The following is a 26,660-nucleotide window of genomic DNA, read 5'->3' as shown; positions in this document are numbered from 1 at the left end:
CGTAAGAGTGCCAGACTTGAATACTTGGAAGCTCAAGAACTTAAAAACTAAAACAAAACATACGCAGAGACACGGAGGCCCAGAGTTATTCTTCGAAGAAAAACGAACTCTGTGTCTTTGTGTCTCTGTCTTTTTTTAATTAATCACACATGAAAACTATGGACGATTTCAGAAAGTATGCGACCAAGCATTTGGGTATGAGCAGCATGGTACTTGATGACGTGATCAAGTCGCAGGCTGGTTATCTGAATCCCTATATTCTTGAAGAACGCCAGTTGAATGTAACACAGCTGGACGTATTCTCCCGACTGATGATGGACCGTATCATCTTTCTTGGTACGCAGATAGACGACTATACGGCAAATACTTTGCAGGCACAGTTGCTGTATCTTGATTCTGTAGATTCAGGCAAGGATATTTCTATTTATATCAACTCTCCGGGCGGTTCTGTATATGCCGGACTGGGTATTTATGATACGATGCAGTTTATCAGCAGTGATGTGGCAACTATCTGTACCGGTATGGCTGCATCAATGGCTGCGGTGTTGCTGGTAGCTGGTAAGGAAGGCAAGCGTTCGGCGCTGACTCACTCTCGTGTGATGATTCACCAGCCGATGGGAGGCGCACAGGGACAGGCTTCGGACATCGAAATTACTGCCCGCGAAATACAGAAGTTGAAAAAAGAACTTTATACCATTATTGCAGATCATTCGCATACAGAGTTCGACAAGGTTTGGGCCGACTCTGACCGCGACTACTGGATGACTGCCGAGGAAGCGAAAGCATACGGAATGATAGACGAAGTGCTTTCACGTAAACCGGGTCTATAAGAAGTGAATAAAAGAATCGCTTAAAACAGAAATAACGTTGGAAGATAATAATAAATCATCGAAAGGAAAGAGACGTTGTAGCTTCTGCGGGCGTTCGGAAAACGAAGTCGGATTTCTGATTACCGGAGTAAACGGATGTATTTGTGACAGTTGCTCGGAACAGGCTTATGAGATTGTGAAAGAAGCAATGCATCAGAATGCATCGTCGGCTGCCGGAGACTTGAATCTGAAGGAACTTCCGAAACCTAAGGACATCAAGGAGTTTCTCGACCAGTATGTGATTGGACAGGATGACGCAAAACGCTATCTTTCGGTAGCGGTATATAATCACTACAAGCGTTTGCTCCAGCCTAAAGACCAGAATGATGTGGAGATTGAAAAGTCGAATATCATCATGGTGGGAAGTACGGGTACCGGAAAGACTTTATTGGCGCGTACCATTGCAAAACTGCTGCATGTGCCGTTTACTATTGTAGATGCTACAGTACTGACAGAGGCTGGTTATGTGGGGGAAGACATTGAAAGTATCTTGACCCGACTGTTGCAGGCTGCCGATTATAATGTGGAAGAAGCGGAACGGGGAATTGTGTTTATCGACGAGATAGATAAAATAGCCCGCAAGGGAGACAATCCTTCCATTACTCGCGACGTGAGTGGAGAGGGTGTTCAGCAAGGCTTGCTGAAGTTGCTGGAAGGCTCGATTGTAAATGTTCCTCCTCAGGGAGGCCGTAAGCATCCGGAGCAGAAATTGATTCCGGTAAATACGAAGAATATTCTCTTTATTTGTGGAGGAGCATTCGACGGTATTGAGCGTAAGATTGCGCAACGACTGAATACGAATGTGGTAGGGTATAGTGCTGCAAAGGAAACGGTAAAAGTCGACCGTAATAATCTGATGCAGTATATTGCACCGCAGGACTTGAAATCGTTCGGTCTGATTCCGGAAATTATCGGCCGTTTGCCTATCCTTACTTATCTGAATCCTTTGGACCGTACAGCTTTACGGAATATTCTGACAGAACCGAAGAACTCAATCATAAAACAGTATATCAAACTGTTCGAAATGGATGGAGTGAAACTGGAGTTCGAACCTGAAGTATTTGAATATATTGTAGACAAGGCTGTGGAATATAAATTGGGAGCACGTGGACTGCGCTCAATTGTAGAAACCATTATGATGGATACAATGTTTGAAATTCCTTCTCGGAAAGTTGATACATTCACCGTGACGCTGGAGTATGCCAAAGAACAGATGAATAAGGCCAATCTGTCTCGTTTGCAAATGAGCTGAGAAGAGAGATTTGTAGAGAAAAATATATTTTTTCAGTAAAATATTATCCCGAATATTTGTGTAATATCGAAAGTTGTTTATAACTTTGTTACAGTAGACATAAGCTATTTGCAACTAAAATTCACAAAATATTAAGGACAATGACGGAATCTATCAATTTAACGGAGCAACTGAAGCGGTATTTCGGCTTCGATACTTTCAAAGGAAATCAGGAAGCTATCATTCGTAATTTGCTCGCCGGAAAGGATACTTTTGTTCTGATGCCTACCGGTGGCGGCAAGTCGTTGTGTTATCAATTGCCCTCTTTGTTAATGGAGGGAACGGCAATTGTTATATCTCCGCTAATTGCCCTGATGAAGAATCAGGTGGATGCCATGCGAAACTTCAGTGAAGAAGATGGTGTGGCACATTTCATTAATTCGTCGTTGACAAAATCGGCAATCGATCAGGTGAAGTCGGATATAGTAAACGGTAAGACCAAGTTGCTGTATGTGGCTCCCGAATCGTTGACGAAAGAGGAAAATGTGGATTTTCTGAAACAGGTAAAAATCTCTTTCTATGCCATTGATGAGGCACACTGTATTTCGGAATGGGGACATGACTTCCGTCCGGAATATCGGCGAATACGTCCTATCATCAATGAAATAGGTAAAGCTCCGGTGATTGCTTTGACTGCAACGGCTACCCCGAAGGTGAAGATGGATATCCAGAAAAACTTAGGGATGACGGATGCGGTAGAGTTCAGATCATCGTTTAACCGGCCGAATTTGTATTATGAGGTTCGTCCGAAAACAAACAGCGTAGATAAGGAGATTATCAAGTTCATTAAGCAAAATAGTGAGAAGTCGGGAATTATCTATTGTTTGAGTCGCAAGAAAGTAGAAGAATTGTCGGAAGTGCTGCTGGCAAATGGTATCAAGGCTCGTCCTTATCATGCCGGAATGGATGCAGCTACGCGAAATGCCAATCAGGATGCCTTTTTGAAAGAAGACATTGATGTGATTGTAGCTACCATTGCTTTTGGTATGGGTATCGATAAGCCGGATGTACGTTTTGTGATTCATTACGATATTCCAAAGAGCCTGGAAGGGTATTATCAGGAAACCGGACGGGCTGGACGAGATGGAGGTGAAGGTATTTGTCTTGCATTCTATTCGAATAAGGATTTGCAGAAACTGGAAAAGTTTATGCAGGGAAAACCGATTTCGGAGCAGGAAATAGGGCGACAGCTTTTACTGGAAACTGCAGCTTATGCAGAATCATCTGTTTGTAGAAGAAAGATATTGCTACATTATTTCGGGGAAGAATATACTGAAGATAATTGTGGAAATTGTGATAATTGTTTAAATCCGAAAAAACAAGTGGAGGCGCAAGATTCGTTGTGTGCAGTGATTGAAACAATCATTGCTGTAAAAGAAAACTTTAAGCAAGACTATATAGTGGATGTGCTGCTCGGAAAAGAAACTTCTGAGGTTCTGGCACACAAACATGAAGAGCTGGAAGTGTTTGGCTCCGGTATGGGAGAGGAAGACCGGTTGTGGAATGCGGTAATCCGACAGGCACTGATTGCTGGGTATTTGACAAAAGATGTAGAGAACTACGGGCTGCTGAAAGTAACTCCTGAAGGACATAAGTTCTTGAAGAAACCGAAATCGTTCAAGATTGTAGAAGATGCGGATTTCGATGAAGAGGAAGCAGAAGAAGTTCCTATGCGAAGTGGCGCTTCGTGTGCGGTAGACCCAGCATTGTTCTCAATGCTGAAGGATTTGCGTAAAAAAATGTCGAAGCGTTTGGATGTTCCTCCTTATGTCATTTTCCAAGATCCGTCTTTGGAAGCAATGGCAACGATTTACCCTGTTACTTTAGAAGAGTTGCAGAATATACCGGGTGTAGGTGCTGGAAAGGCAAAACGCTATGGACAGGAATTCTGTGAGCTGATTAAGAAGCACTGTGAAGAAAATGAAATTGACCGTCCGGAAGATTTAAGAGTACGTACTGTTGCCAATAAGTCGAAATTAAAGGTTTCGATTATTCAAAGTATTGACAGGAAAGTGGCTCTCGATGATATTGCAGTGGCAAAAGGTATTGAATTCGGGGAATTGCTGGATGAGATAGAAGCAATTGTTTATTCGGGTACTAAGCTGAATATCGACTATTTCTTGAACGAAGTGATGGATGAAGATCATATGTTGGACATCTATGATTACTTCAAGGAATCAACTACTGACAAGATAGATGATGCAATGGATGAATTAGGCGCAGATTATACTGAAGAGGAAATCCGCTTGGTACGCATCAAGTTTATCTCAGAAATGGCTAATTAATAAAATAACTTCGAAAACATTCTTGTTTTCGGGTGATAATATAAACTGCGTAGCAGTCTTGTATAAAGAACAGACAAGATTGTTACGCAGTTTTTATATTTGAAATGAGGATGCCTTTAAACTTATTGAAATAATGTGATAAATATTGTTAAAATAGGAAATAAAAGGATGTTATTTATCCGGTTAAAATAAAATATATCTATTTTTGTATCAAACATTAACCTTGGTATTTTGAAGTAACTGATAATAACCGATATGAGTGTTTCTATTAAGGATATTGCCAATGCGCTGAATCTGTCAAAAGCTACTGTTTCCTGGATCTTGTCAGGTCAAGGAGAGAGTAAGGGTTTTAGTGAAAAGACGATTAAGCGGGTAAAGGAATATGCAAAATCGGTTAATTATCGTCCAAATCTTGTTGCACGTAGCCTGTCTTTAGGTTTTTCGAAAACATTGGGGCTTGTGATTCCTTTTTTGCGAGACTCTTATTATGCCCAAATGGCTTATTATATAGAAAAAGAAGCTGCAAAGAATGGTTATTCTTTAATTGTATGTAGTTCCGAGGGAGATGGGAATAAAGAATATGAGTTAATCTATACGTTAATAGCAAAGAGAGTAGATGGGCTGATTATTGCTCCTACTAAGACTGAAGTAAAAGGAATTAAGTATTTACAAAAGTTGGATATTCCTTTTGTATTAGTTGATCGATATTATCAGAATATGGAAACTAATTATGTGATTGTGGATAACTTTGGAAGTGCTTATGAACTAGTTGAGGCTTTAGTAAATAAGGGAGCTAAAAAGATAGCTACTTTGGTGACAGATGCTCACCTTTTTGTAATAAAGCAGCGTGTAGAAGGCTATAGTGCAGCATTGCGTGAAGTAGGGATAAAGGAGGACTTCGCGTTGAAAGTTTTTATAGATAGACAGAATTATAAGGTTGATATATATGAGAAATTAGATTTTCTTTTTCAGGAAATTCCTGATGTGGATGGTTTTTTCTTTACGACACATTATCTAGCGATGGCTACAATCCGTTATATGGTGAAGCGTGGTATTGATTATCATCGTTTTAAAATGGGAGTTTTTCATACGATGGCAGGACTTGATGTCTTGGCTCCGGAAATGTCTGCTACGGTGTTTCCTATAGAAGAGTTAGGCGCGGAGGCTGTTAATATTTTGTTAGCTAATATTCGCGAAGGAAAGGATTTTGTTTTGCAAGCTAAGGTATTGCAGAATACTTTTTTGCCTAGTATAGGGGAAGAGTAATTTTTTTCTTATATTATTTAACCGATTAAATAAACTTGTGTTTAGTGATGATAAAAATATATATGAAGTAATTTAGCTTTGTTAATACTATAATACTGAAAAATACAATGAATATTTCTGAGAAATTTAAAATGGCATATCTACTGCCTGTTTTTATTGCTTTTTTCGTAATGGGGTTTGTAGATATTGTAGGAGTATCTACAAGTTATGTAAAAAGTGATTTTGCTTTAAATGACACATTGGCAAATTTATTGCCAATGATGGTGTTTGTTTGGTTTGCAATCTGCTCAATACCCACAGGGGTACTTATGGGAAGGATTGGCCGTAAAAAGATGGTTCTTTATAGTTTGGCATTGACTTCTCTGTCGATGATTCTTCCTTTATTAGGTTATTCTTTTCCTGTAGTACTTGTAGCATTTATGCTACTGGGTATTAGTAATACTATGTTGCAAGTATCATTAAATCCATTGTTAATGGATATGATACGACCGGAAAGAGTTACAAGTATGATTACGTTAGGAAATTTTGTGAAAGCAATTTCGTCAACGTTGGGACCGCTAATTGTAAGTATGGCCGTTGGTAAATTCCAGAACTGGCATTTGATATTTTGGGTTTATGCGATACTTTCTTTGTTTTCTTTTCTATGCTTGTTACCTGTTCGGGCGGAGGAAACAAAGTTTGTAGAAACTCAAAAAGGGATATCTCGTATTTTGGGATTGCTCAAATCGAGTAAAATGTTACTGATTTTTTCTGTGATATTGTTGAGTGTTGGGTTTGAAATAGGTCTGATGACAACTGTTCCCAAATATTTAGTAGAAAGATGTTCTTCTCCTATTGCAGAAGCAAGTATTGGATGTAGTGTTTATTTTGTGGGACGTACACTGGGGACTTTTTTAGGTAGCTTTTTATTTACCCGGTTCAATGCTAAAAGGATGATGACCTGGAGTGTATTGGGAGGAATTATATTTATGGGATTATTTCTCATTTTAGGTAATTTGATAGGAATGATGGTACTTCTCTTCTTTATTGGATTGACTTGTGCCAATATTTTCCCATTTGTTTTTTCTCAAGGGTTACAAACTAATCGTGAGAAGGCAAATGAGGCTTCTGCCCTGATGATTATGGGAGTTGCTGGTGGAGCTATACTTCCGGTTTTTATGGGGATGATAGCTGATGCAAGTAACCAGTGTTTCAGTTTGTTGCTTCCTCTTACTGTGTTGGTATATATTTGGATTGCTTTATATAAAATTTAATCATATAGGATATTATAATGAAAACAATGACTTCTTTGGAACGATGCATGGCTGTATTGAATGGAGAAATTCCTGATTTTCTTCCAGTCGTGCCTCAAAGTTTTATGTTTGCAGTAGAAACTGCTGGAATGAAAATCAGTGATGTGAATAAGTGTGGAAGGAAGATGGCGGAAGCTCACCTTGTATCGCAGGAAAAGTATGGTTATGATGGCTGTGTTGTAGATTTTGATGATGCAACAATTGCCGAAGCCGTAGGAGCTAAAGTAATTTTCCGTGAAGATGAACCGGCAACAGTGGATGAAGAACAGCCTGTGCTGAAAGATTTAAGAGATGTGTATGACTTGCCTTTACCTGATCCGATGAAATCGGGACGTATCTGTGAATGGTTAGAGGCAACGAGCCGGTTACGTGAAAAAATAGGCGACCGTGTGTTTATCATGGGGCGTGCAGATCAAGGTCCCTTTAGTATTGCATGCTTATTGAGAGGAACCACACAGTTTATGATGGATTTAATGACAGAAGATCCGGCCCTGATTCGAGATGTGTTAGATTATTGCAGACGCGCAAGTGTCATTTTTGCAAAAGCGCAGAAAGATGCAGGTGCTCATGCAACTTCAATTGGGGATGCGTTTGCCGGTCCTAATTTAATTTCACCAGATATGTATCGTGAGTTTGCATGGGAGCCGGAGAAGTTGATGGCAGAAGAAGTGCAGGAGTATGGAATCCCTTTCTCTATTCACATTTGTGGAAATACCAATGGTATTATCCGTGATATGGGTACGACAGGTGCTAAAATTTTAGAAGTTGATTGGATGTTGGATATGAGGGAAGCTCGTAATGTAGTTCCAAAAGACACGGTATTAATGGGAAATATAGACCCGAGCTTCCCTTTAGTTTTAGGTACTCCGGAACAGATAGATGAAGCTGTTAAAAATCTGATAGAGGCTACCAATGGATATCGTCATATTATAAGTTCAGGATGTGCCATGGGTAGAAATACTCCTCCAGAAAACTTTAAAGCATTTATAAAGGCGGCCCGTAAATATGGAGCGCATGATGAGATTGTTCGTTTACAAAACAAATAAGATAAATAGGTGAATTATGGCAGATTTGGATAGATTATATGAGTCAATATTGAATGGAAAATTAGAACCGGCTGTAGAAGTTACTCATCAGATTATAGATGAAAAATTGAATATCCAAGAGATTATCAATGGATATATGATAAAGGCTATGGAAGAAATTGGAGATCGGTTTCAGCATCAAAAGGCATTTGTTCCTGAATTGTTGATGGCTGCAAGAGCAATGAAAGGTTCGTTGGAACTGTTGAAGCCTTGTATGAAAGGAAATAATACGGTTACGGTGGGGAAGATTGTGATAGGAACAGTATTTGGAGATTTACATGATATAGGAAAAAATTTGGTTGCTTCAATGTTTGAAGGGTGTGGATTTGAAGTGGTGAATTTAGGAGTGAATGTACCGCCTTCTAAATTTGTAGAGGTTGTGAAGACAGAAAAACCTGATATTCTTTGTTTATCTGCTTTATTGACTACAACAATGAATAATATGAAAGATGTAATTGTTGCATTGGAACAAGCTGGTTTAAGGGATCAAGTAAAGGTGATGGTAGGAGGTGCTCCAGTCAATCAAATGTTTGCTGACCAGATAGGTGCTGATGCTTATACAAGTAACGCAAATGCTGCTGTTTTGAAAGCTAAAGAATTGTTGTCGGTTGCTTAAATAGGAAACTGTTATGAAGATCAATATGAATGAATGGAAAGATACTGTTCTTTCTTCAGAAAAGAGAATAGCAATTCCTATCATGACACATTCAGGTATTGAATTGATAGGACATACAGTAAAAGAAGCTGTTACAGATGGGGAAATACATTATCAGGCTATTATGGCTTTGGCAGAGAAATATCCTTCTTCTGCTTCATCTGTAATTATGGATTTGACGGTAGAAGCTGAAGCATTTGGAGCAGATATCGTTTTTACTGATCATGAGGTTCCTACTGTAGTGGGCAGACTGGTTTCTAACGCGGAGGAAATTGAGGCACTCAAGGTCCCTTCTTTATTGTCTGGAAGAATTCCTGAGTACTTGAAAGCAAACAAACTGGTAGCTGCACATTCAGATAGACCTGTTTTCTCTGGTTGCATTGGGCCATATTCGCTGGCGGGAAGACTTTTTGATATGTCGGAAATCATGATGGCTATTTATATTGAACCGGAAAATATAAAGAAACTGTTGGATAAATGTACTCAGTTTATTGAGGAGTATTGTTTGGCATTGAAAGAAACTGGAGTAAATGGTGTACTTATTGCTGAACCTGCAGCAGGTTTATTATCAGATGAGGCTTGCAGTGAGTTCTCTTCTGCATATGTTCGACGGATTGTGGAGAAAGTACAAGACGAATCGTTCTTTGTAATTTTACATAATTGCGGAAATATGGGACAGTGTACTGGAGCTATGCTTGAAACAGGAGCAGCAGGTTTGCATTTTGGTAATACGATTGATATGGTGGAAACATTGCAACGTTGCCCGTCTGATGTACTGGTAATGGGAAATATTGATCCGGTAGGAGTCTTTAAAATGGATACTTCAGAAGATTTGTATAATAAGGTTGCAGACTTATTGCAAGCTACTGCAGGATACCGTAACTTTATATTATCTTCAGGGTGCGATACTCCTCCGAGAGTACCTTTTGAAAATATAGATATGTTTTATAAGGCTTTGCAGGATTATAATACAAAATGAGATAAATAAAAATGATGTATTCTGTTTAAATAAGATAGAGTCATGAAGGTATATTTAGTCTGGGGATTCTTGGGAGCTGGAAAAACTACACTGATTAATTATCTGTTATCGACCGGTTTTTTCCAACAGAAGAAAGTAGTTATATTGGAAAATGAATCTGGAAGTGAATCTGTAGATGGTACAATGCTGCAATCCTATCAGTATACGGTGGTAGATATAAAAGGAGGCTGTGTATGTTGCACTTTACGTTTGACACTTGTTGAAACGTTACAGAAGATAGAGCAAGAATATCATCCCGATATGGTGTGGATGGAGGCTTCAGGACTTGCTTCATTGGAAGACCTGAAAAGTATACCCGGTTTGGCTTTGGATGGGGTTATTTCTGTACTTGATGTTATGCAGTATCGGTTCCTGATGAAATTGAATCCTGTATTTTACAGACGGCAGTTTTATTTTTCCTCCATCGTTTTTCTTACCAAAACAGATAATATAGATGTAGAACTTGTAGAAGATATCGTTAAAGATTTATGGTCTTTTCAGCCGTCGTTGTATATTGTACGAGATTATGAAGAGTTACGGCATATAGATTGGCAAACTTTTGAAAAAATCTGGAAGGAACAGCAGATGTTGTTTTTACCAGCTATTAGGAATCAACGTATACCTCAGTTTGAAACTCATACTTTTTATTTGAAAACTCCAGTAGATTGGGATTTTTGGGAGAATGACTTTGTTCGTTTGAATAACTTGTTTGGAGGAGATATTATACGAGCTAAAGGAATTTTGACCGACTCTCAAGGAGTAAGTAGGAAATATGATTTTGCAGATGGATGTATGGAAAGTAAGGAGTTTCCAAATGTTCATACAGATGGAAAAAATTTTCTGTCTATTTGGTGGAATTCGAGTGTAAAACATAGCCCTGATAGTTGGTTGAGTTTTTTTCTTAATGCACAGGAGTTGTCTTGTAGTGTTACAGAGTTGGAATTGAAGAATGAAAGTTTATGTGAATTCTTAAATTTTGATTTATCAATGCTGACTCCGGATTTGACTGATATTCTATATCGTTTGAAAAGAGAAGCTTTAGCTGTATGTAATCCAAGATTGGGAGTTCGGTTTGTAACTGGAAATAAGATAGATAAATCTCATCTTAAGGTCGGAGGAATATCTTTTCAACCTTCTTATATTATAACCAAGACATTACAGAATGCAGATTTTTATATCTTAATGGTTTCAACGGTAGGCAAAGAACTGGATTCTTGGATAGAAGCCAAAAAAGAATCGGGTGATGTAGTAGAAGCTTTTATTGCAGATGGTATAGGATCGGCATTAGCTGAAGAAATTGTTGCTTATGGGCAAAAGAAAATCGAAAAATTGTTGCAACAATGGGGCTTGAATGCAAGTAATGCATATAGTCCCGGGTATTGTGATTGGAATGTTTCAGAGCAAAAAATGTTTTTTTCATTGTTACCATCTGCATTTTGTGATATTCAGTTGACTGACTCTTGTTTGATGCTTCCGATAAAATCGGTTAGTTCATTGATAGGAGCAGGAATGAAAATCCAGAAGAAAGCATATGGATGTGCTATTTGTAAGAATAAGAATTGTTATAAACGTAAATTATAAGATTAATATCAGATAAGTAAAATGAAACAGATCGATACTTATACATATACAGGTAAAGGATATAATCCTTTCCTGATTGATAAAGACTGGCAAATAGCCCAATTGAATTTTGAGGAGGGACAGGGTTTTCACGATTTGAAAAAAATAGACAAGCATCTGTTTACAGACGAAGCCTTTATATTAAAAAAAGGTGTAGCTGTACTGATTTCTGCCACACTTGATAATGAAAATGTAGAATTTGAAGTAATAAAGATGAAAGAAGGGATTGTGTACAATATTCCAAAGGGAGTATGGCATAATATAGCTTTGTCTACAGATGCAGAGGTTTTTATCGTTGAAAATAGCAATACTCACTTGTCGGATTTCGAATATTATTATTTGTCAGAAAAAACGATACAACGCTTAAATTCTTTGATTGACAGTGTTTGTAACTGTGTGTAATCCGAGAAGAAATATTATTTTAGAAATAGAATCTTATTTTAGATGAAACCACAGATGTATATGCGAAAAAAAATCTTTATAAGTTTGTTCTTTTTACTTGGAAGTCTTAGTAATGCAGCCCAGATTGATCCGGTATCACCGGTGAAGTTTAAGCAGGAAAACGAATATAAGATACTTTCTTTTGTAAAATTAGATAAACCGGCAGAAGGTAAGCTGAAAGGTTTTTTAGACGGGAAGCCGTGTGAAGTGATCTCTACGGAACGGCCGGACAGTTTTCTGGTGTGGCTGCCCATGATTGGAGACCGTGCAGTGCTGAGTATTAAGGAGGGGAAACAGAAGATACTCGAACAGACCATTGTTCCCTATATTCCCTCGGATTGGGGATACTTTAAAAACGGTACTATCCATATTATTCAATCTTCACATCAGGATATAGCATGGATGGATACACCGGATTATTGTCGGAAAGACCGTATCGACAATATTATTCTTCCGGCTTTAGAGATGATGAAGAAAAATCCTTCATTTAAGTTTGAAATGGAGCAGACATTGAATCTGATGGAATTTCTGGAAGCTCACCCGGAAAGAAAAGAAGAAGTTGCCCAATTGTACAAAGAAGGACGCTTTACATGGGGAGCTACTTACAACCAACCTTACGAAGGACTCTCTAGTGGAGAACAGTTGGTTCGTCAGGCGTACTATGGAAGAAAATGGGTGAAAGAGAATTTCCCCGGATGTGATGACTTGGTAGCCAATAACATCGATGTGCCGGGACGTACCTGGCAGATGCCTCAGATTTTGGCTAAGAGTGGAATACCTAATCTGTTTGTCAGCCGTATGGCAGAAGGTTTGTACGACTGGTATGCTCCGGATGGTTCTAAGGTGCTCACTTTTACTCCCGGCAACTATGGTTGGGCCTCTCTGATGTGGAAATTCTTCGATCAGGATGCTCCTACTGCGCTGCATAAGCTTCATCATCGCACTCAGTTGTGGGGAGACTATTTCAAGAAGCATGCCATTCCTCCTCATTATGCTATTCTGATGAGCTGTGATGCAACGAAGCCAGTCGATTTCCAGCCTGTTATTGATGAATGGAATCGGATTGCAGAAACCGCCGGCGTTGAATTGCCTCGTCTTAAAGCCTCTACCTCTGAAGAGTATTTTGAGGCAGTCCGGGGAGAAAATACATCTTTCAGAAAGATAGAAGGCGAGCGTCCCGATTTGTGGCTTTATATTCATGGACCTGCCCATTATCAGGCTACTGCTTATAAGCGGGAGGCAGCGGTACTCCTTCCGGCAGCAGAAGCGTTTACCTCTTTCTGCTTATGGGAGAAAGGTAAGTTGGATACATATCCCCGTAATATATTCGATCGTGCCTGGATGGCTTCTATCTATCCGGATCATGGTTTGGGAGGCAAGAATGGAGAAATCACAGATGCGATTTTTGAGGATAGTCTGAAGGTGGGACGCGATTTGGGTCAGTCTATGTTGAATGATGCTTTGGAGCAGATTGTTTCGGAAGTCAATACCCGTAAAGGGAATTATGTGGTATTTAATGACCTTTCCTGGAACCGGAGCAAGTGGGTAGAAGTGCCTGTTTCTTCGGCTCGTGCTCTTGTTAGAGACGAGCAGGGAAGTAAGGTTGCTTCTCAGGTTCTTTCGGACGGAAAGGGTGGATATCGTCTGATTTTCATGGCAGAAAATGTTCCTTCTATGGGGTATCGTACTTACACCGTGAAAGAAGGAAAGAGTGTCAAAATGGAAAATCAAGGAGTAAGTTATAATTCGAACACATTGGAAAACCGGTATTACAAGGCCGTTTTGGGCAATGGAGGAATTCTTTCTCTATACGATAAAGAGTTGGGAAAAGAAGTGATGCATACTTCGAAATTTGCTTGTGGTGATGTGATTGAGTTAGGATATACAGGAAATGGAGCGGGAGAATTTACCCGTATCACCGATGTGACTCCTGGAGATATTACTCCACTCAGTTCGATGCCGGCCCGATGGAAGGTAAGCGATTCGGGGGAACTGTTTACCCGCTTTGTGAATGAACAGCCTACCAAACATGCAGTAATAGTACAGACTATTACTTTCCACCATACCGAGAAGAAAATAGATTTTGATGTTACCTTGAAAGATTTTGATGGAGAGCACAACCGTCAGTACCGTATTGCATTCCCTGTAAATATCATGAGTGGGGCCGATGTGCATTATGAGGTCCCGATGGGAGTGGCGCAAGTCGGCAAAGATGAGTTGAACATTCAGCCCGGTGGATGGGCCTGGGGGGGAACTTATGTACATCATCCTAAAGACAGTCATCCGCGTGAAATCCAGAATTTTATTTCTGCCAGTGGCAGTGGCTTGGGAGTGACAATGTCATCTTGCGTAGCTGTAGCCGATTGGGTGGATCCTTCTCGTGAGATTGCATCGTATCCTGTATTGCAGGGAGTACTTCTTTCTTCTCATAAGAGTTGTCATGGTGAAGGCAACTGGTATCACCAGAAAGGAACGCATCACTTCCATTTCTCTCTGACTTCTCACCAGGAAGGGTGGAAGAAGGGGTATCAGTTTGGGGTGGAGGCAAATCATCCTCTGTTCAGCTGCCGGAAAGGGAATGGTGCCGGCAGCCTGCCTGCTGCCCAAAGTTTCCTGCAAGTATCCGATCCGTTTGTAGGGGTATCTGTGATTAAAAAGACAGATGATGGAAACAATCTGATTATTCGTCTGGTAGAGATGGAAGGCAAAGACAAAGAAGTAGAAGTGACGCTTCCTCAAGAAATAAAAGAAGTAGTACGTACCAATTTGATTGAAGAAGAGGAAGAACGGTTGAACTTGTCTGGAAAGACTTTACGGTTTAAGATAGGACATCATGCTATCGAAACGTTTAAGTTGGTCTTGAAATAATACCGCTTTTTAAGACTATATGAAGACGGGTTAAAGTGAAACGGTAGAAGAATCATTATATGCTGATGAACTTTGCGTGTTATGTTCGACGATGCTGAATGTATATCCAACGTCGTCGAATGGACATTCAGCGACGTTGGATGCATAATCGTCGACGCCGGTTGAACTCTTGTTCAAATAAGATGGAATGATAGAGCACTAAACATAAGAATAGAAAATATAATTATACATTTAGAACGATGAAAAAACTGTATTTAGCTGTATTGGGGCTATGCTCGCTGACTGCTGCACATGCACAGTTCGAGAATAAGTTGTATACTTGCGATAAGGAAACGTATTCGCTGTTGAAAAATCTGTCCGAGTCACAACTTGGCAAGGGGAGTATTTATCTGTTTACGACCACACATCAGGATTTGGCCTGGTTGGATCATATTGATGCGTGTATTGCAGACCGTGATACATTGTGGCTGACTCCTTTCTTGGAACGTCTGCAGGAAGACCCTACCTTTAAGATGGATATCGAGCAAACTTCTATTGTGATGGAGTATTTGCACCGGCATCCCGAATCGAAGCCTCTGTTCGATAAATATATAAAGGAAGGACGTATCTGTATTGGCGGTACTTTTATTCAGCCTTACGAAGAAATGTATGCCGGAGAATCGTTGGCACGACAATTTTATTTGGGAGCACGTTGGTTGAAAAAAAACTTCGACGGATATCAGACTTTGTCGTACTTCAATGTGGATGTGCCGGGGCGCACGCTGCAAATGCCGCAGATTATGAAAAAAGCAGGAGTCGATAATCTCGTCATCAGTCGTCATGAAAGAGGGTTGTTTTACTGGAAGGCCCCCGATGGGTCGAAAGTCCGGACTTATACCCCGGGTCATTATATTTATTTCTATAACGTAATGGCCAAGGAAGATACAGCTACAGTAAAAGAACTTGGAAAAGAGGCTGTACTGTGGTATACTAAATACAATGATGTGAAGAAAGCACATACCGTGATGCCAGCCATGCTGAATTACGAATTGAAGTGGGACCAGAAGCCTGTAAAAAATACACCTGTATTTATTGATAAGTGGAATCAGGTAGAATATATCCGCCAGTATGGAGAGAAAAAGTGGGAGAAAGTAAACCTTCCGAAATTTGAATATGCTACTGCTGATAACTTCTTCAATGCTTTGGACTTGTCTACACGGAACCTGCCCGAAATTTACGGTGAGCGTCCTAATGTATGGATCTATATCCACGGGCCTTCGCACGAACAGGCTATTACCAAGAGCAGAGAAGCAGACCGGATGTTACCGGCTGCAGAAGCTTTGTCGGCTTCGCGGGCATTGGTAGAAGGTACATTTAATGCTTATCCGGTAGAGCGGCTCAATGAGGCATGGAAAGCTAAAATTTACCCCGACCATGGCTGGGGAGGTAATGGTGGAGTAATGACCGACAATGAATTCCGCCGTAAGTTTGAATTTGCATATGCAGAAGCGAAGGATATGATTTCCGATCAGACCGGTTTCCTTGCTGCATCTGTCAAAACACAGCAGGAAAAAGGACGTCCGGTGGTGTTGTTCAATACCCTGTCGTTTGCCCGTAATGTGCCGGCTGAGGTGCCTGTACGTTTTGAAGAAGGATATGCCCGTGGACTTGTCTTGGCTTCTTCCGATGGTGGAAAGATACCAGTTCAATTGTCAGAAGTTACGCATTATGCCGATGGCAGTATCGAATCGGCTGTATTGCATTTTGTGGCGGAAACGCCTTCTATGGGGTTGAATACATATTATGTTAATCCTTCGGATGAGGCTGTGCAGGTGTCACATCATGCAGAAAATAATCAGTTGGAAAACCGTTTCTATAAGATTGAATTAGTGAAAGGAGGTATTCGTCAGATTTGGGATAAGGAGTTGAACCAACCGTTGCTTCAAACCGATAAGTTTATGGGAGGGGAGATTATAACCATGCGCTCTTTTGGCAATGGAGCCGGTGAGTTTGATGCAGTGCAGCAGCCGGATATGGAAGGCTTTGACAAGACCACTCTTCATGCGGCCGACTGGGAGATGGTAGAGAACGGTCCTGTTTATACTTCTTATAAAATGCGTACTCCAATTCGTCATGCAGTAGTAGAACAGGTAATACGGGTATACCATGATGTGAAGCGGATTGACTTCGATGTTGATTTGTTGAACTGGGAAGGAGTGATGTACCGTGAGTTCCGTATGATGATGCCACTGGCCTTGAACCAGGCTGAAGTGTCGTACGAAGTACCTTATGGTGCACTTACAGTAGGTAAGGATGAAATGCCGGGAGCAGCAGGCGAACGTTATTATGTAGAGAACAGTAAACAGCACCCACGAGGCATCGGCAATTGGATTAGTGCTTCTTCTGGAAACGTTGCGGTCACCTTGTCGTCTTCTGTGGCAGTAGCCGATTATATTGATCCAACCGAAAATCCGGTCGGTTATACCATTTTGCAACCGATACTGATGGCTTCCCGCCAGAGTTGCCACTATCAGGGTAATTCTTATTTCCAGCCGGGAGACCATTCTTTCCGTTTTTCATTGACTTCTCATGAGAGTGGAAGCATTGCACGCGAGGAACAGGGCGTATCTGCCAATGAACCTTTAGTGGCTGTATATCAGCCTGTGCAACAGAAAAACGCCGCGTTGGCAGAACAGACTTCGTTCTTGACTACGAATAATTCTCTTGTAAAGGTAACTGCATTCAAAAAATGTGAAGACGATAATTCTTTTATTGTTCGTCTGTGCAACACTTCTGCAGAAGAACAAAAGGTAAAACTCGAATGCATGGGGCAGACCTTCGATTTGATTAAGACTAATCTGATTGAAGAGGAAATCCAGCCGGAAGATGAAATTGTACTGGGTAAATATGCGATTGAAACTTATAAACTGAAAATAAAAAAATGAAAAAGATGAAAATGCAGCCGAAGAAAGTTTTAGCCTTGTTGGGGATGGCTTGTTTGTTGGCTTCGTGTCAAGGGCAGAAGCAACTGACAGAAACTCCAGCCGAATCGTTGACGCAATATGTTGATCCGCTGATTGGTACAGCGCATTGCCGGTGGTTTCATTTTGCTCCAGGTGCACTGCCTTTTGGTTTGGCCAAGCCGGCATCAGCAACCAATGCAAGTGTTGGAAATAAAGGAGGTTGGGAGGCAACAGGCTATGATTACAGAGATACTTCGATAGAGGGTTTTCCCTGTTTGCATGAATTTCAGGTGGGGGGTATCGTACTGATGCCTACCACAGGGAATCTGGTAACAGTGCCGGGTCCTGTCAACTCTAAAGGAGAAGGGTATCGGTCTTCTTTCGATCATGCTGATGAAATTGCACGTCCGGGTTATTACTCTGTCTTGCTGAAGGATTATAATATAAAAACAGAACTGACTGCTACCCAGCGTGTGGCTTATATGCGATTTACTTTCCCGGAAGGAAAGCAAAGTAATGTTTTGTTTGATATAGGTAATCGTCAGGGAGAAAGCGGACCGGTATTGGATGCCGAAGTGAATGTCGTAGAGAATGGATTGGTTGAAGGATGGGTAGAGACTTTGCCCTTATATTGCGACAAATATCAAAAGGGGGCCAGTATCAAAATGTATTTCTCTGCTGAAATGGACAAGAAGCCTGTGGCTTCGGGAACCTTCCTGAAAGAGAAGATTTTTAAAAATCAGAAAAGCATAAAAGGAGTGGGAGCCGGGGCTTATCTGACATATGAAACCGGACAGGGAGAAGAGGTGACTGCCAAAGTGGGCCTTTCGTATACTTCTGTGGAGAATGCAAGAATGAACAGAGAGGTGGAAACCGAACAAGGAAAGCTTTCTTTCGATAAAGTGAAAGAGATGTCTAATCAGACTTGGGAGGATTATTTAGGACGTATTCGTGTAGAAACCAGCTCGAAAGAAGATAAAGTGAAATTTTACACAGGCTTGTATCATGCTATTTTGGGACGAGGATTGGCCAGTGATGTAAATGGAGCTTATCCGAAGAATGACGGTACGATAGGGCAACTTCCGATGAAAGATGGGAAACCTGCGTTCTCGTTCTACAATACCGATGGTATATGGGGCGGCCAGTGGGGACTGGTACAGGTATGGGCTTTGGCTTATCCTGACTATCTTTCGGATTATGTGAGTACGCATGTGCAGGTGTATAAGGATGCAGGCTGGATGGGCGATGGCATTGCCAATAGCCGTTATGTATCGGGAGTGGGAACCAATCAGTTGGGTAATGTGATTGCGGCTGCTTATTTGTGCGGTATTCGTGATTTTGATGTAGAGGCAGCTTATCAGGCAGCGCGGAAGAATGAACTGGATGGAACAAACCGTCCGATGGGAGCCGGAAAACTGGATACCGATAAATTCTTGAAATACGGATATGTACCTCATTTGGATAAAGGTCCATGGCCCGATGAATCGTGGATGTTCTCTGCTTCTCATACATTGGAATATTCGTTTGGTGCCTATGCTGTGGCACAAATGGCTAAGGATATGGGCAAGCAGGAAGATTATGAACGTTTGATGGAATTGTCCAAAGGTTGGGAGAAAATATACGATTCGGAATTGAATCTGATCCGTCCACGCTGGGAAAATGGAGAGTTTATCGGTGATTTCGACCCGATGCAGGTCTGGAGAGGATTTCAGGAGGGAAATTCATATCAGTATACATTCTATGTACCTCACAATCCAAAAGGTTTGATTGCCAAGATGGGTGCAGAGGAGTTTACAGCCCGTTTGGACAGTATTTTTACATGGTCTCAGGATAAACTGTTCAGTGGAGGTACGACTGTTGATGCTTTCTCTGGTTTGCAGACGTATTACAATCAGGGAAATGAGCCTTGTTTGCATATCTCATGGCTGTTCAATGAGGCCGGACGTCCGTCTTTGACTCAGAAGTGGGTACGTGCTATCTTGGATGAATTTTATGGAACCGACGGTATTCATGGCTATGGATATGGACAGGATGAAGACCAAGGACAGTTGGGAGCCTGGTATGTAATTTCTTCGCTGGGAATCTTTGATGTGGCCGGTCTGGGTAATATCAATCCTCAGTTTGCTCTGGGTAGCCCGAAGTTCGATAAGGTTACTATTCAGCTTGATTCTACTTATTATAAAGGAAAAGAGTTTGTCATTGAAACGGTGAATAACAGCCAGACTAACAAATATGCTCAAAAGTATATGTGGAATGGTGAACCGCTTTCTTCTTTATACATACCTTTCCATAAAGTAACCGAAGGAGGCACTTTAAGAGTAGAGATGGGTAGTGAGCCAAAAGATCAGTATCAAGACTGAAAAGAAGAAATGAAGGAAGATTTACATTTATAAAAACATGTTTTGTATAAAATCTTGTTGTCATGCCGGAATTTACTGATTCTTTGGAATCTACTTTTTATAAATTCTATAAAGAAAACTTTAATAGAATTAGGAAATATGCTTATATCATATTGAAAAATGAATGTGTCGCAGATGATATAGCTCAAGAAGTTTTTATAAAAGTGTGGGAGCATCAGGATTGGTTAAAAGATAAATGTAAATTAAAGAATTTTGCTTATGCTACAGTGCGTAATTTATCCTTGAATCTTCTTAAGCATAAAGCTATAGAAAGGGAATATGCTGAGGAATTATTATTGAGGATGAAAAATAAAAACATTGTATTGAGTGAAAGAATTTCATCAAACTTATATTATGAAGAGTTGTTGGAAACCATTAATATAAGTTTGATGAAATTACCAGAAAGGAGGCGACAGATTTTTTTATTAAGTCGTAAATACAAGATGAGTAATAGAGAAATTGCTGATACCTTGAATATTTCAGTAAGAACTGTTGAGCATCAAATATATTTAACTTTGAGTTTTTTGAAAACCATCGTGTCATAGTGTATTCTTTTTTAATGGGAAAGAGTCTGTTGGTTAGGTTCGAAGTTTCTTCTTTTTGGTAATTATTAAAAAGTTTTTCTCTATTTTTTTACATAGTCGATTTAACCGGTTAAAAATTTTTTGCTTTTTGTTTAAGTACTTTTTCTAAGTTAATTGTAATATAGATAAATGTACGGAATTTTTACAACAAAAATAACCTTTGATATTAATCTTAAATTAAACTATAATATTTATGAAAAAAAGCATATTCCGGTAAATCCTTTTCTGGTAGATGCGAAATCATTTTTATTTGAATAGTGATGTTAGGTATATTTTACCTGTTATTTAATGCTTTATATTTATGTTAATTAAAATTCTAATAAAATGACACAAAGTTATGTAAAAACAATTTTAAGGTGGTCTGCGCTTAGATACTTGTTGCTTTATATTTTACTGGTATTTCAGACTGCAGGCTTTGCTCAATCTACTGTAACGTCGATTTCAGGAACTGTTGTTGATGAGGCGGGAATACCCTTAATTGGTGTGAATGTGATTGTCGATGGAACGACATCGGGAACTATAACCGATATTGACGGTAAGTTTGTTTTGGAAGTTTCTCCTGAATCTTTACTTAAGGTTTCTTATATAGGGTATAAGACTCAAATTGTGAAAGTGGAGGATAAGAAAACTTTTCATATTATTCTAAAATCGGATAATGAGATGCTTGACGAGGTTGTAGTGACTGCTCTTGGTATCAAGCGTGAGACAAAATCTCTTACTTATAATGTACAGGAAGTAAAATCTTCTACTTTAACCCAAGTGAAAGACGCTAATTTGGTTAATAGTTTAACCGGTAAAATAGCTGGTGTAACTATTAATCCAAGCGCTTCGGGGATTGGTGGCTCTTCACGTGTTGTTATGCGTGGTACCAAGTCTTTGTTCGGTGATAATAATGCTTTGTATGTAATAGATGGTATACCAATGATGTCGATGCGCACCGAACAAACTGAGCAGTATTATGAGAATCCTGATGGAGGAGACAGTGATGCAATTTCTAGTCTTAACCCTGAGGATATCGAATCTGTGTCTGTTTTAACTGGCGCTGCTTCTGCTGCCCTATACGGAACTCAAGGAGCTAATGGAGTTATTCTTATTACAACAAAGAAAGGTCAAGAAGGGAAACTTCGTGTGAATTATGCAAACGATACTCAGTTTATGAATCCTTTTATCATGCCGAAGTTTCAAAACACTTATGGCTCTGTGAAAGGTTCTTATTCAAGTTGGGGAGATAAACTTGATACTCCAACCTCATTTGAACCCAAAGATTTTTTCCAAACAGGGTATGTAGAATCAAATTCATTGTCTTTATCTGTAGGTAACAGCTATAATCAGACTTATGCTTCTGTTTCTAGCAATAACTCCAGAGGAATTATTCCTAATAATACATACAATAGGTACAATCTCACAATTCGAAATACTACCGATTTATTGGAAGATAAACTGACTCTTGACTTGGGAGCTTCTTATATTTTAACAGATTCTAAAAATATGTTGGGACAGGGGCAATATCATAATCCTTTGATTCCTTTATATCTTTTTCCCCGTGGTGATGACTTTGATAAATATAAGGCTTACGAGCGATATAATGCAGAGCGGAATTTCTTGACTCAGTTCTGGCCGTATGGAGAACAAGATCTTTCCATGCAGAATCCTTATTGGATTGTTAATCGCGAGAAATTCATGAATAAGAAACATCGCTATATGTATACTGTGGCAGCGAATTATAAACCTACCGATTGGTTAAGTTTGTCTGCTCGTTTGAGAATTGATAATTCTATTGATCGTTATCAGCGTATGATATCTGCTTCTTCTAGCTTACTTTTTTCTTCTGAAAATGGTAACTATATGGATCAGCGTACTGAATATAAAAATACTTATGGTGATTTTATTGCGAGAATAGAAAAAACTTTTGGTGATTTTCGTATTGATAGTAATATTGGAGCCAGTTTTACGCATCAGCGTATGGATCTCAGCGGGTATGAAGGAAACCTTCTTACTGTACCTAACTTATTTACATATAGTAATATTGACCGTAACGGTGCTCAGACGTTTGCAACCCAGAAAGGTTATACAGATGAAAACCAAGGCGTATTTATGACATTACAATTAGGATATAAAAGCTGGGCCTTTTTAGATTTGACAGGACGTAATGACTGGTATTCATCACTGGCAAATACAGACTCTGAGAAGAAAGGATTTTTCTATTATTCTACTGGTTTGTCTTCTGTGCTTACTGAGATGTTTGATTTGTCTCAGACTCCGCTTTCTTTCATGAAAATTCGTGCTTCGTACAGTGAAGTGGGTAATGCTCCACAGCGTGGTATCACTTCATTAAGTTATCCTATTTCTGGTGGTGTGATTGAAACTCTCCCCAATATTCCTGCTACATTCCTCAAACCGGAACGTACTAAGGCTATTGAAGTTGGAACAAACATTCGTTTGTTTAAAGATCTTATCAATTTAGATATTACTTATTATAATTCTAATACATTCAATCAGTTCTATACTTTTGTGATGCCTCCAAGCTCAGGATACAAACAGTTCTATATCAACGGAGGTAAGGTTAACAACTGGGGTATTGAAGCTTCTCTTGGACTAAAAAAACAATATAAAGATTTTCAGTTCAGTTCTAATGTAACCTTTACAATGAATAGGAATGAAATTAAAGAACTGCTTCCGGAAAATACAAAGAACCCTATAACGGGTGAACTCATGAATGTAACTGAGATGGAACCATTTGGACCGCAGGGGTCGTATAAAATGCTTCTGAAAAAAGGAGGTACAATGGGAGATATCTATGTGACAGGATTGGTTCAGGATGAACAAGGGCATATATTGGTGAATGCTGGAACTGGAAAAATCTCTAGAGATGATACGAAGTGGATTAAAGCAGGATCTGCTACTCCTCGTTTTAATTGGGGATGGAATAATAATTTCTCTTACAAGGGGGTAAATCTTAGCTTTTTGATAACAGCCCGTATCGGTGGAGTTGGAGTATCGGCAACTCAAGCTCTTATGGATAGATATGGCGTTTCTCAAGCTAGTGCTGAAGCTCGCGATCGAGGAGGAGCTTATGTCAATGGGGAACTTTATCCGGCTCAGACTTATTATGAAGTTGTTGGAAGTGGACATACAGGAGTTTTATCACAGTATGTATATAGTATGACTAATGTACGTCTTCAGGAGATGACATTAGGATATACATTACCAAAAAAATGGTTCAATAATAAGATAGAGAACTTAACCATTTCTTTGATTGGTAAAAATTTGCTAATGCTTTATCATAAAGCTCCGTTTGATCCTGAAATTACAGCTTCAACCTCTACATATTATCAGGGGTTTGATTACTTTATGCAGCCAAGTCTTCGTACTTTCGGATTTAGCTTTAAATTCCAATATTAATGTTTAAAGACAATTATTATGAAATATAGTCTAAAATGTAAATATCTGCTTCCTTTATTATTTGTTCCTTGTATATATTCATGTACAGACAATTTTAAGGATTATAATATGAATGAAACGGAAGTGTCTGATGAAATGTTGAACTACGATAATCTTCGTGTGGGTGGTTTTATACCTCAGATTCAGAAAGATATTATTCCTACAAGCGATGAAGGTGCAAATGAATATCAGCGTGCTCAGAATTTGGCTGGTGATGTTTATTCTGGTTATATGGGAGCTATAACAGGCTTCAATGGTAATACGAATGGAACGACTTATGATTTTTCTATTCGTTGGCAGGATGAAGCATTTAGTGTTGCTTATACAAAAGTTATGCCTGCATGGAAAAAAGTTGCTGAATTGTCAAAAGGGCAAAATCCTTCTACTTATGCTTTTGTTCAAGTTCTGAAAGTTGCTGCTATGCATCGTATAACAGATATGTATGGTCCTATTCCTTATTCAAAATTTGGAACAGGCTCTTTGACTACAGCTTATGACTCTCAGGAGCAAGTTTACAATAATCTTTTTGAAGAACTTAATGAGGCAATTGAAATACTGGAGGATTTTGTGTCAAAGTATCCCAATTCTCGTCCTTTGAAGAAATTTGACTTGATGTTTGGAGGTGATATGAGTAAATGCCTTAAGTTTGCTAATGCTTTAAAACTTCGCCTTGCTATGCGTACTGTTTATGTACAGCCGGAAAAAGCTAAGAGTCTTGCAGAGGAAGCTGTAAAGGGTTTAATTATGACTGAGAATGGTGATAATGTCTTTTTGTCTTCTGCTAACGGTGTATCAGTGTTTAATCCTATTTTTGTATGTTGGAATACTTATAATGATATACGTATGGGGGCTACCATTCAATCATATTTAACAGGTTATAATGACAGCCGTATAGCTAAATATTTTTCGAAATCTTCTTTTGATGATGTAGAATATCGTGGTGTGCGTTCTGGTATTTTGATTAATACAACAGCTCATAATAATTATAAGAATTATTCTTCTCCCAATATTTTTGCAAATACTCCAGTGCAGATTATGACCGCAGCAGAAGTTTCATTCTTAAGAGCGGAAGGAGCTTTGAGAGGATGGAATATGGGAGGTACTGCACAAGAATTTTATGAACAAGGTATCAGACTTTCTTTTGCTCAGTGGGGAGCTGAATTAGGCGGCTATTTGGCTGATGATGAATCTACTCCCGCACCTTTTGAAGATGCTGTACAGCCGTCTTATTCGATAAAAGAGGGAAATCCGCTTCTTCCTACCATTACTGTAAAGTGGAATGAAAGTGCAGGTTTTGAAGAAAAACTAGAACGTATCATTACGCAGAAGTGGCTTGCTGTCTTTCCTGATGGTCAAGAAGCATGGAGTGAGTTTAGACGAACTGGTTATCCTAAGATTTTCCCTGTCGCTGTTAATAAAAGCGGGGTGGTAAGTACTCAGGAACAAATTCGAAGAATACCTTTCCCTACTACGGAGTATAATAATAACCGTGCTGAAGTTGAAAAAGCTGTAGGGCTTTTAGGTGGTGCTGATAATGGTGGTGTTAAACTTTGGTGGGATAAGAAATAATTATAAATAATCAAACATCAAGCATTATGAGAAAATTATTGAAATATTGTGTACTATCGTTGGTTGTTATGTTAGGATATTCATGTTCTAATGAGATTGAGAATATTGAAATTCTGACTCCTTATGAACGTCCGGCTGAATATTATGAAAACCTTAGAGCTTACAAAAAGACAAAGCATGAACTGGCTTTTGGTTGGTTTGGAGGATGGAGTGCCATTGGACCGAATAAATCAAGGTATTTGGTATCAGCTCCTGATAGTATGGATTTGATCTCTATTTGGGGAAAATGGTACGACTTAACTGATAGACAGCGAGAGGATATGAGAACTGTACAAGAAGTAAAAGGAACTAAGGTGATTTTTACAGTATTTGCACATACGATTCCTGTAGAATATTATCCAAACGGAGAAGGAGATGTTATGGATGATAATATTCCTGAGGGAGTTATAGAACGTTATGCCAAAGCCTTAAATGATTCTATTGTAAAGTATAATTATGACGGAATTGACTTTGATTATGAACCAGGGTTTGGTGGTGTTGGCCCCTTAATTAATAAGAGTAATATGGAACGGTTTGTACGTGAAATGTCTAAATATGTGGGGCCTGCTTCAGGAACAGGAAAACTTTTGTGTATTGATGGAGTTCCAGGATATTTAAATCCAGGATTATCTGAATTGTTTGATTATGGTATAGTTCAGGCTTATTATTGTACTAGCGCTAGTAACTTACAGTATCGTTTTAATCAGGCTGCCGCAGTAGGATGGAAGCCGGAGCAGTATATTTTTACTGAAGATTTTGAAAGACTTTGGACTACAGGTGGAGAAAATTTTAGAGACAACGAAGGAAATTATATGCCTTCACTGATTGGTATGGCGCGTTTTCAGCCTGAGCAGGGTAAAAAAGGTGGATTTGGTTCTTATCATATGGAAAATGAATATAATCATAATGATAATGTACCTTACAAGTATATGCGTCAGTGTATACAGATTGCCAATCCCGCTTCTAAATAATTAACCAATTATTTATTATCAGAAT

16 protein-coding genes and 1 pseudogene are annotated in these 26,660 nt (G+C 39.3%); all 17 read left to right on the top strand.

Annotated elements, in window-relative coordinates; all coding sequences use genetic code 11:
* Positions 1-158: 158 nt before the first annotated feature.
* The 17 genes and pseudogenes from clpP to WKU26_RS06545 all read left to right on the top strand — a co-directional run bounded on the left by clpP (position 159) and on the right by WKU26_RS06545 (position 26,635).
* Positions 159-830, top strand: a complete 672-nt coding sequence (gene clpP, locus WKU26_RS06625) for an ATP-dependent Clp endopeptidase proteolytic subunit ClpP (protein ID WP_338157909.1) — start codon at positions 159-161, stop codon at positions 828-830.
* Between the two features lie 37 nt (positions 831-867).
* The gene (gene clpX / locus WKU26_RS06620; protein ID WP_269876711.1) at positions 868-2,121 is read left to right on the top strand and encodes an ATP-dependent Clp protease ATP-binding subunit ClpX; all 1,254 of its coding nucleotides are present in this window, start codon (positions 868-870) and stop codon (positions 2,119-2,121) included.
* A 140-nt stretch (positions 2,122-2,261) separates the two neighbouring features.
* The gene (recQ, locus tag WKU26_RS06615; protein ID WP_269876712.1) at positions 2,262-4,445 is read left to right on the top strand and encodes a DNA helicase RecQ; all 2,184 of its coding nucleotides are present in this window, start codon (positions 2,262-2,264) and stop codon (positions 4,443-4,445) included.
* A gap of 255 nt (positions 4,446-4,700) precedes the next feature.
* Complete coding sequence (locus tag WKU26_RS06610) at positions 4,701-5,711, top strand: LacI family DNA-binding transcriptional regulator (protein ID WP_340321359.1); 1,011 nt, start codon at positions 4,701-4,703, stop codon at positions 5,709-5,711.
* A 107-nt stretch (positions 5,712-5,818) separates the two neighbouring features.
* Entirely contained in the window at positions 5,819-6,964 is a 1,146-nt protein-coding gene (locus WKU26_RS06605) for an MFS transporter (RefSeq protein ID WP_340321358.1), read from the top strand.
* Positions 6,965-6,981: 17 nt separating this feature from the next.
* On the top strand, positions 6,982-8,049 hold the full coding sequence (locus WKU26_RS06600; RefSeq protein WP_340321357.1) for a uroporphyrinogen decarboxylase family protein: 1,068 nt from the start codon (positions 6,982-6,984) through the stop codon (positions 8,047-8,049).
* 34 nt (positions 8,050-8,083) lie between these two features.
* Positions 8,084-8,704 (top strand): annotated as a pseudogene (locus WKU26_RS06595) (corrinoid protein); the annotation flags it as partial.
* Between the two features lie 13 nt (positions 8,705-8,717).
* Complete coding sequence (locus tag WKU26_RS06590) at positions 8,718-9,722, top strand: uroporphyrinogen decarboxylase family protein (RefSeq protein ID WP_340321356.1); 1,005 nt, start codon at positions 8,718-8,720, stop codon at positions 9,720-9,722.
* A 42-nt stretch (positions 9,723-9,764) separates the two neighbouring features.
* Entirely contained in the window at positions 9,765-11,342 is a 1,578-nt protein-coding gene (locus tag WKU26_RS06585) for a GTP-binding protein (RefSeq protein WP_340321355.1), read from the top strand.
* A gap of 21 nt (positions 11,343-11,363) precedes the next feature.
* On the top strand, positions 11,364-11,783 hold the full coding sequence (locus tag WKU26_RS06580) for a hypothetical protein (protein ID WP_340321354.1): 420 nt from the start codon (positions 11,364-11,366) through the stop codon (positions 11,781-11,783).
* 60 nt (positions 11,784-11,843) lie between these two features.
* Complete coding sequence (locus WKU26_RS06575) at positions 11,844-14,690, top strand: glycoside hydrolase family 38 N-terminal domain-containing protein (RefSeq protein WP_340321353.1); 2,847 nt, start codon at positions 11,844-11,846, stop codon at positions 14,688-14,690.
* A 239-nt stretch (positions 14,691-14,929) separates the two neighbouring features.
* Positions 14,930-17,614: a glycoside hydrolase family 38 N-terminal domain-containing protein gene (locus WKU26_RS06570; protein WP_340321352.1), complete on the top strand. Its 2,685-nt coding sequence runs from the start codon at positions 14,930-14,932 to the stop codon at positions 17,612-17,614.
* Positions 17,611-19,992: a GH92 family glycosyl hydrolase gene (locus WKU26_RS06565; RefSeq protein WP_340321351.1), complete on the top strand. Its 2,382-nt coding sequence runs from the start codon at positions 17,611-17,613 to the stop codon at positions 19,990-19,992. Before WKU26_RS06570 ends, WKU26_RS06565 begins: the two co-directional genes overlap by 4 nt.
* Before the next feature lie 62 nt (positions 19,993-20,054).
* On the top strand, positions 20,055-20,576 hold the full coding sequence (locus WKU26_RS06560; RefSeq protein ID WP_340321350.1) for an RNA polymerase sigma-70 factor: 522 nt from the start codon (positions 20,055-20,057) through the stop codon (positions 20,574-20,576).
* Positions 20,577-20,939: 363 nt separating this feature from the next.
* A complete protein-coding gene (locus WKU26_RS06555; protein ID WP_340321349.1) occupies positions 20,940-24,017 on the top strand; it encodes a SusC/RagA family TonB-linked outer membrane protein in 3,078 nt (1,025 codons plus the stop codon).
* A 108-nt stretch (positions 24,018-24,125) separates the two neighbouring features.
* Positions 24,126-25,625 (top strand): RagB/SusD family nutrient uptake outer membrane protein, encoded by a 1,500-nt coding sequence (locus WKU26_RS06550; RefSeq protein ID WP_340321348.1) that lies wholly within the window; start codon positions 24,126-24,128, stop codon positions 25,623-25,625.
* A gap of 26 nt (positions 25,626-25,651) precedes the next feature.
* The gene (locus WKU26_RS06545) at positions 25,652-26,635 is read left to right on the top strand and encodes a glycoside hydrolase family 18 (protein ID WP_340321347.1); all 984 of its coding nucleotides are present in this window, start codon (positions 25,652-25,654) and stop codon (positions 26,633-26,635) included.
* The last annotated feature ends 25 nt before the right edge of the window (positions 26,636-26,660 follow it).

It is taken from the genome of Phocaeicola sp. HCN-40430 (genome assembly GCF_037890285.1).
GTDB classification, from domain to species: domain Bacteria; phylum Bacteroidota; class Bacteroidia; order Bacteroidales; family Bacteroidaceae; genus Phocaeicola; species Phocaeicola acetigenes.
Note: the sequence above shows the minus strand (reverse complement) of the source record. Positions and strands in the feature narration are given on the sequence as shown.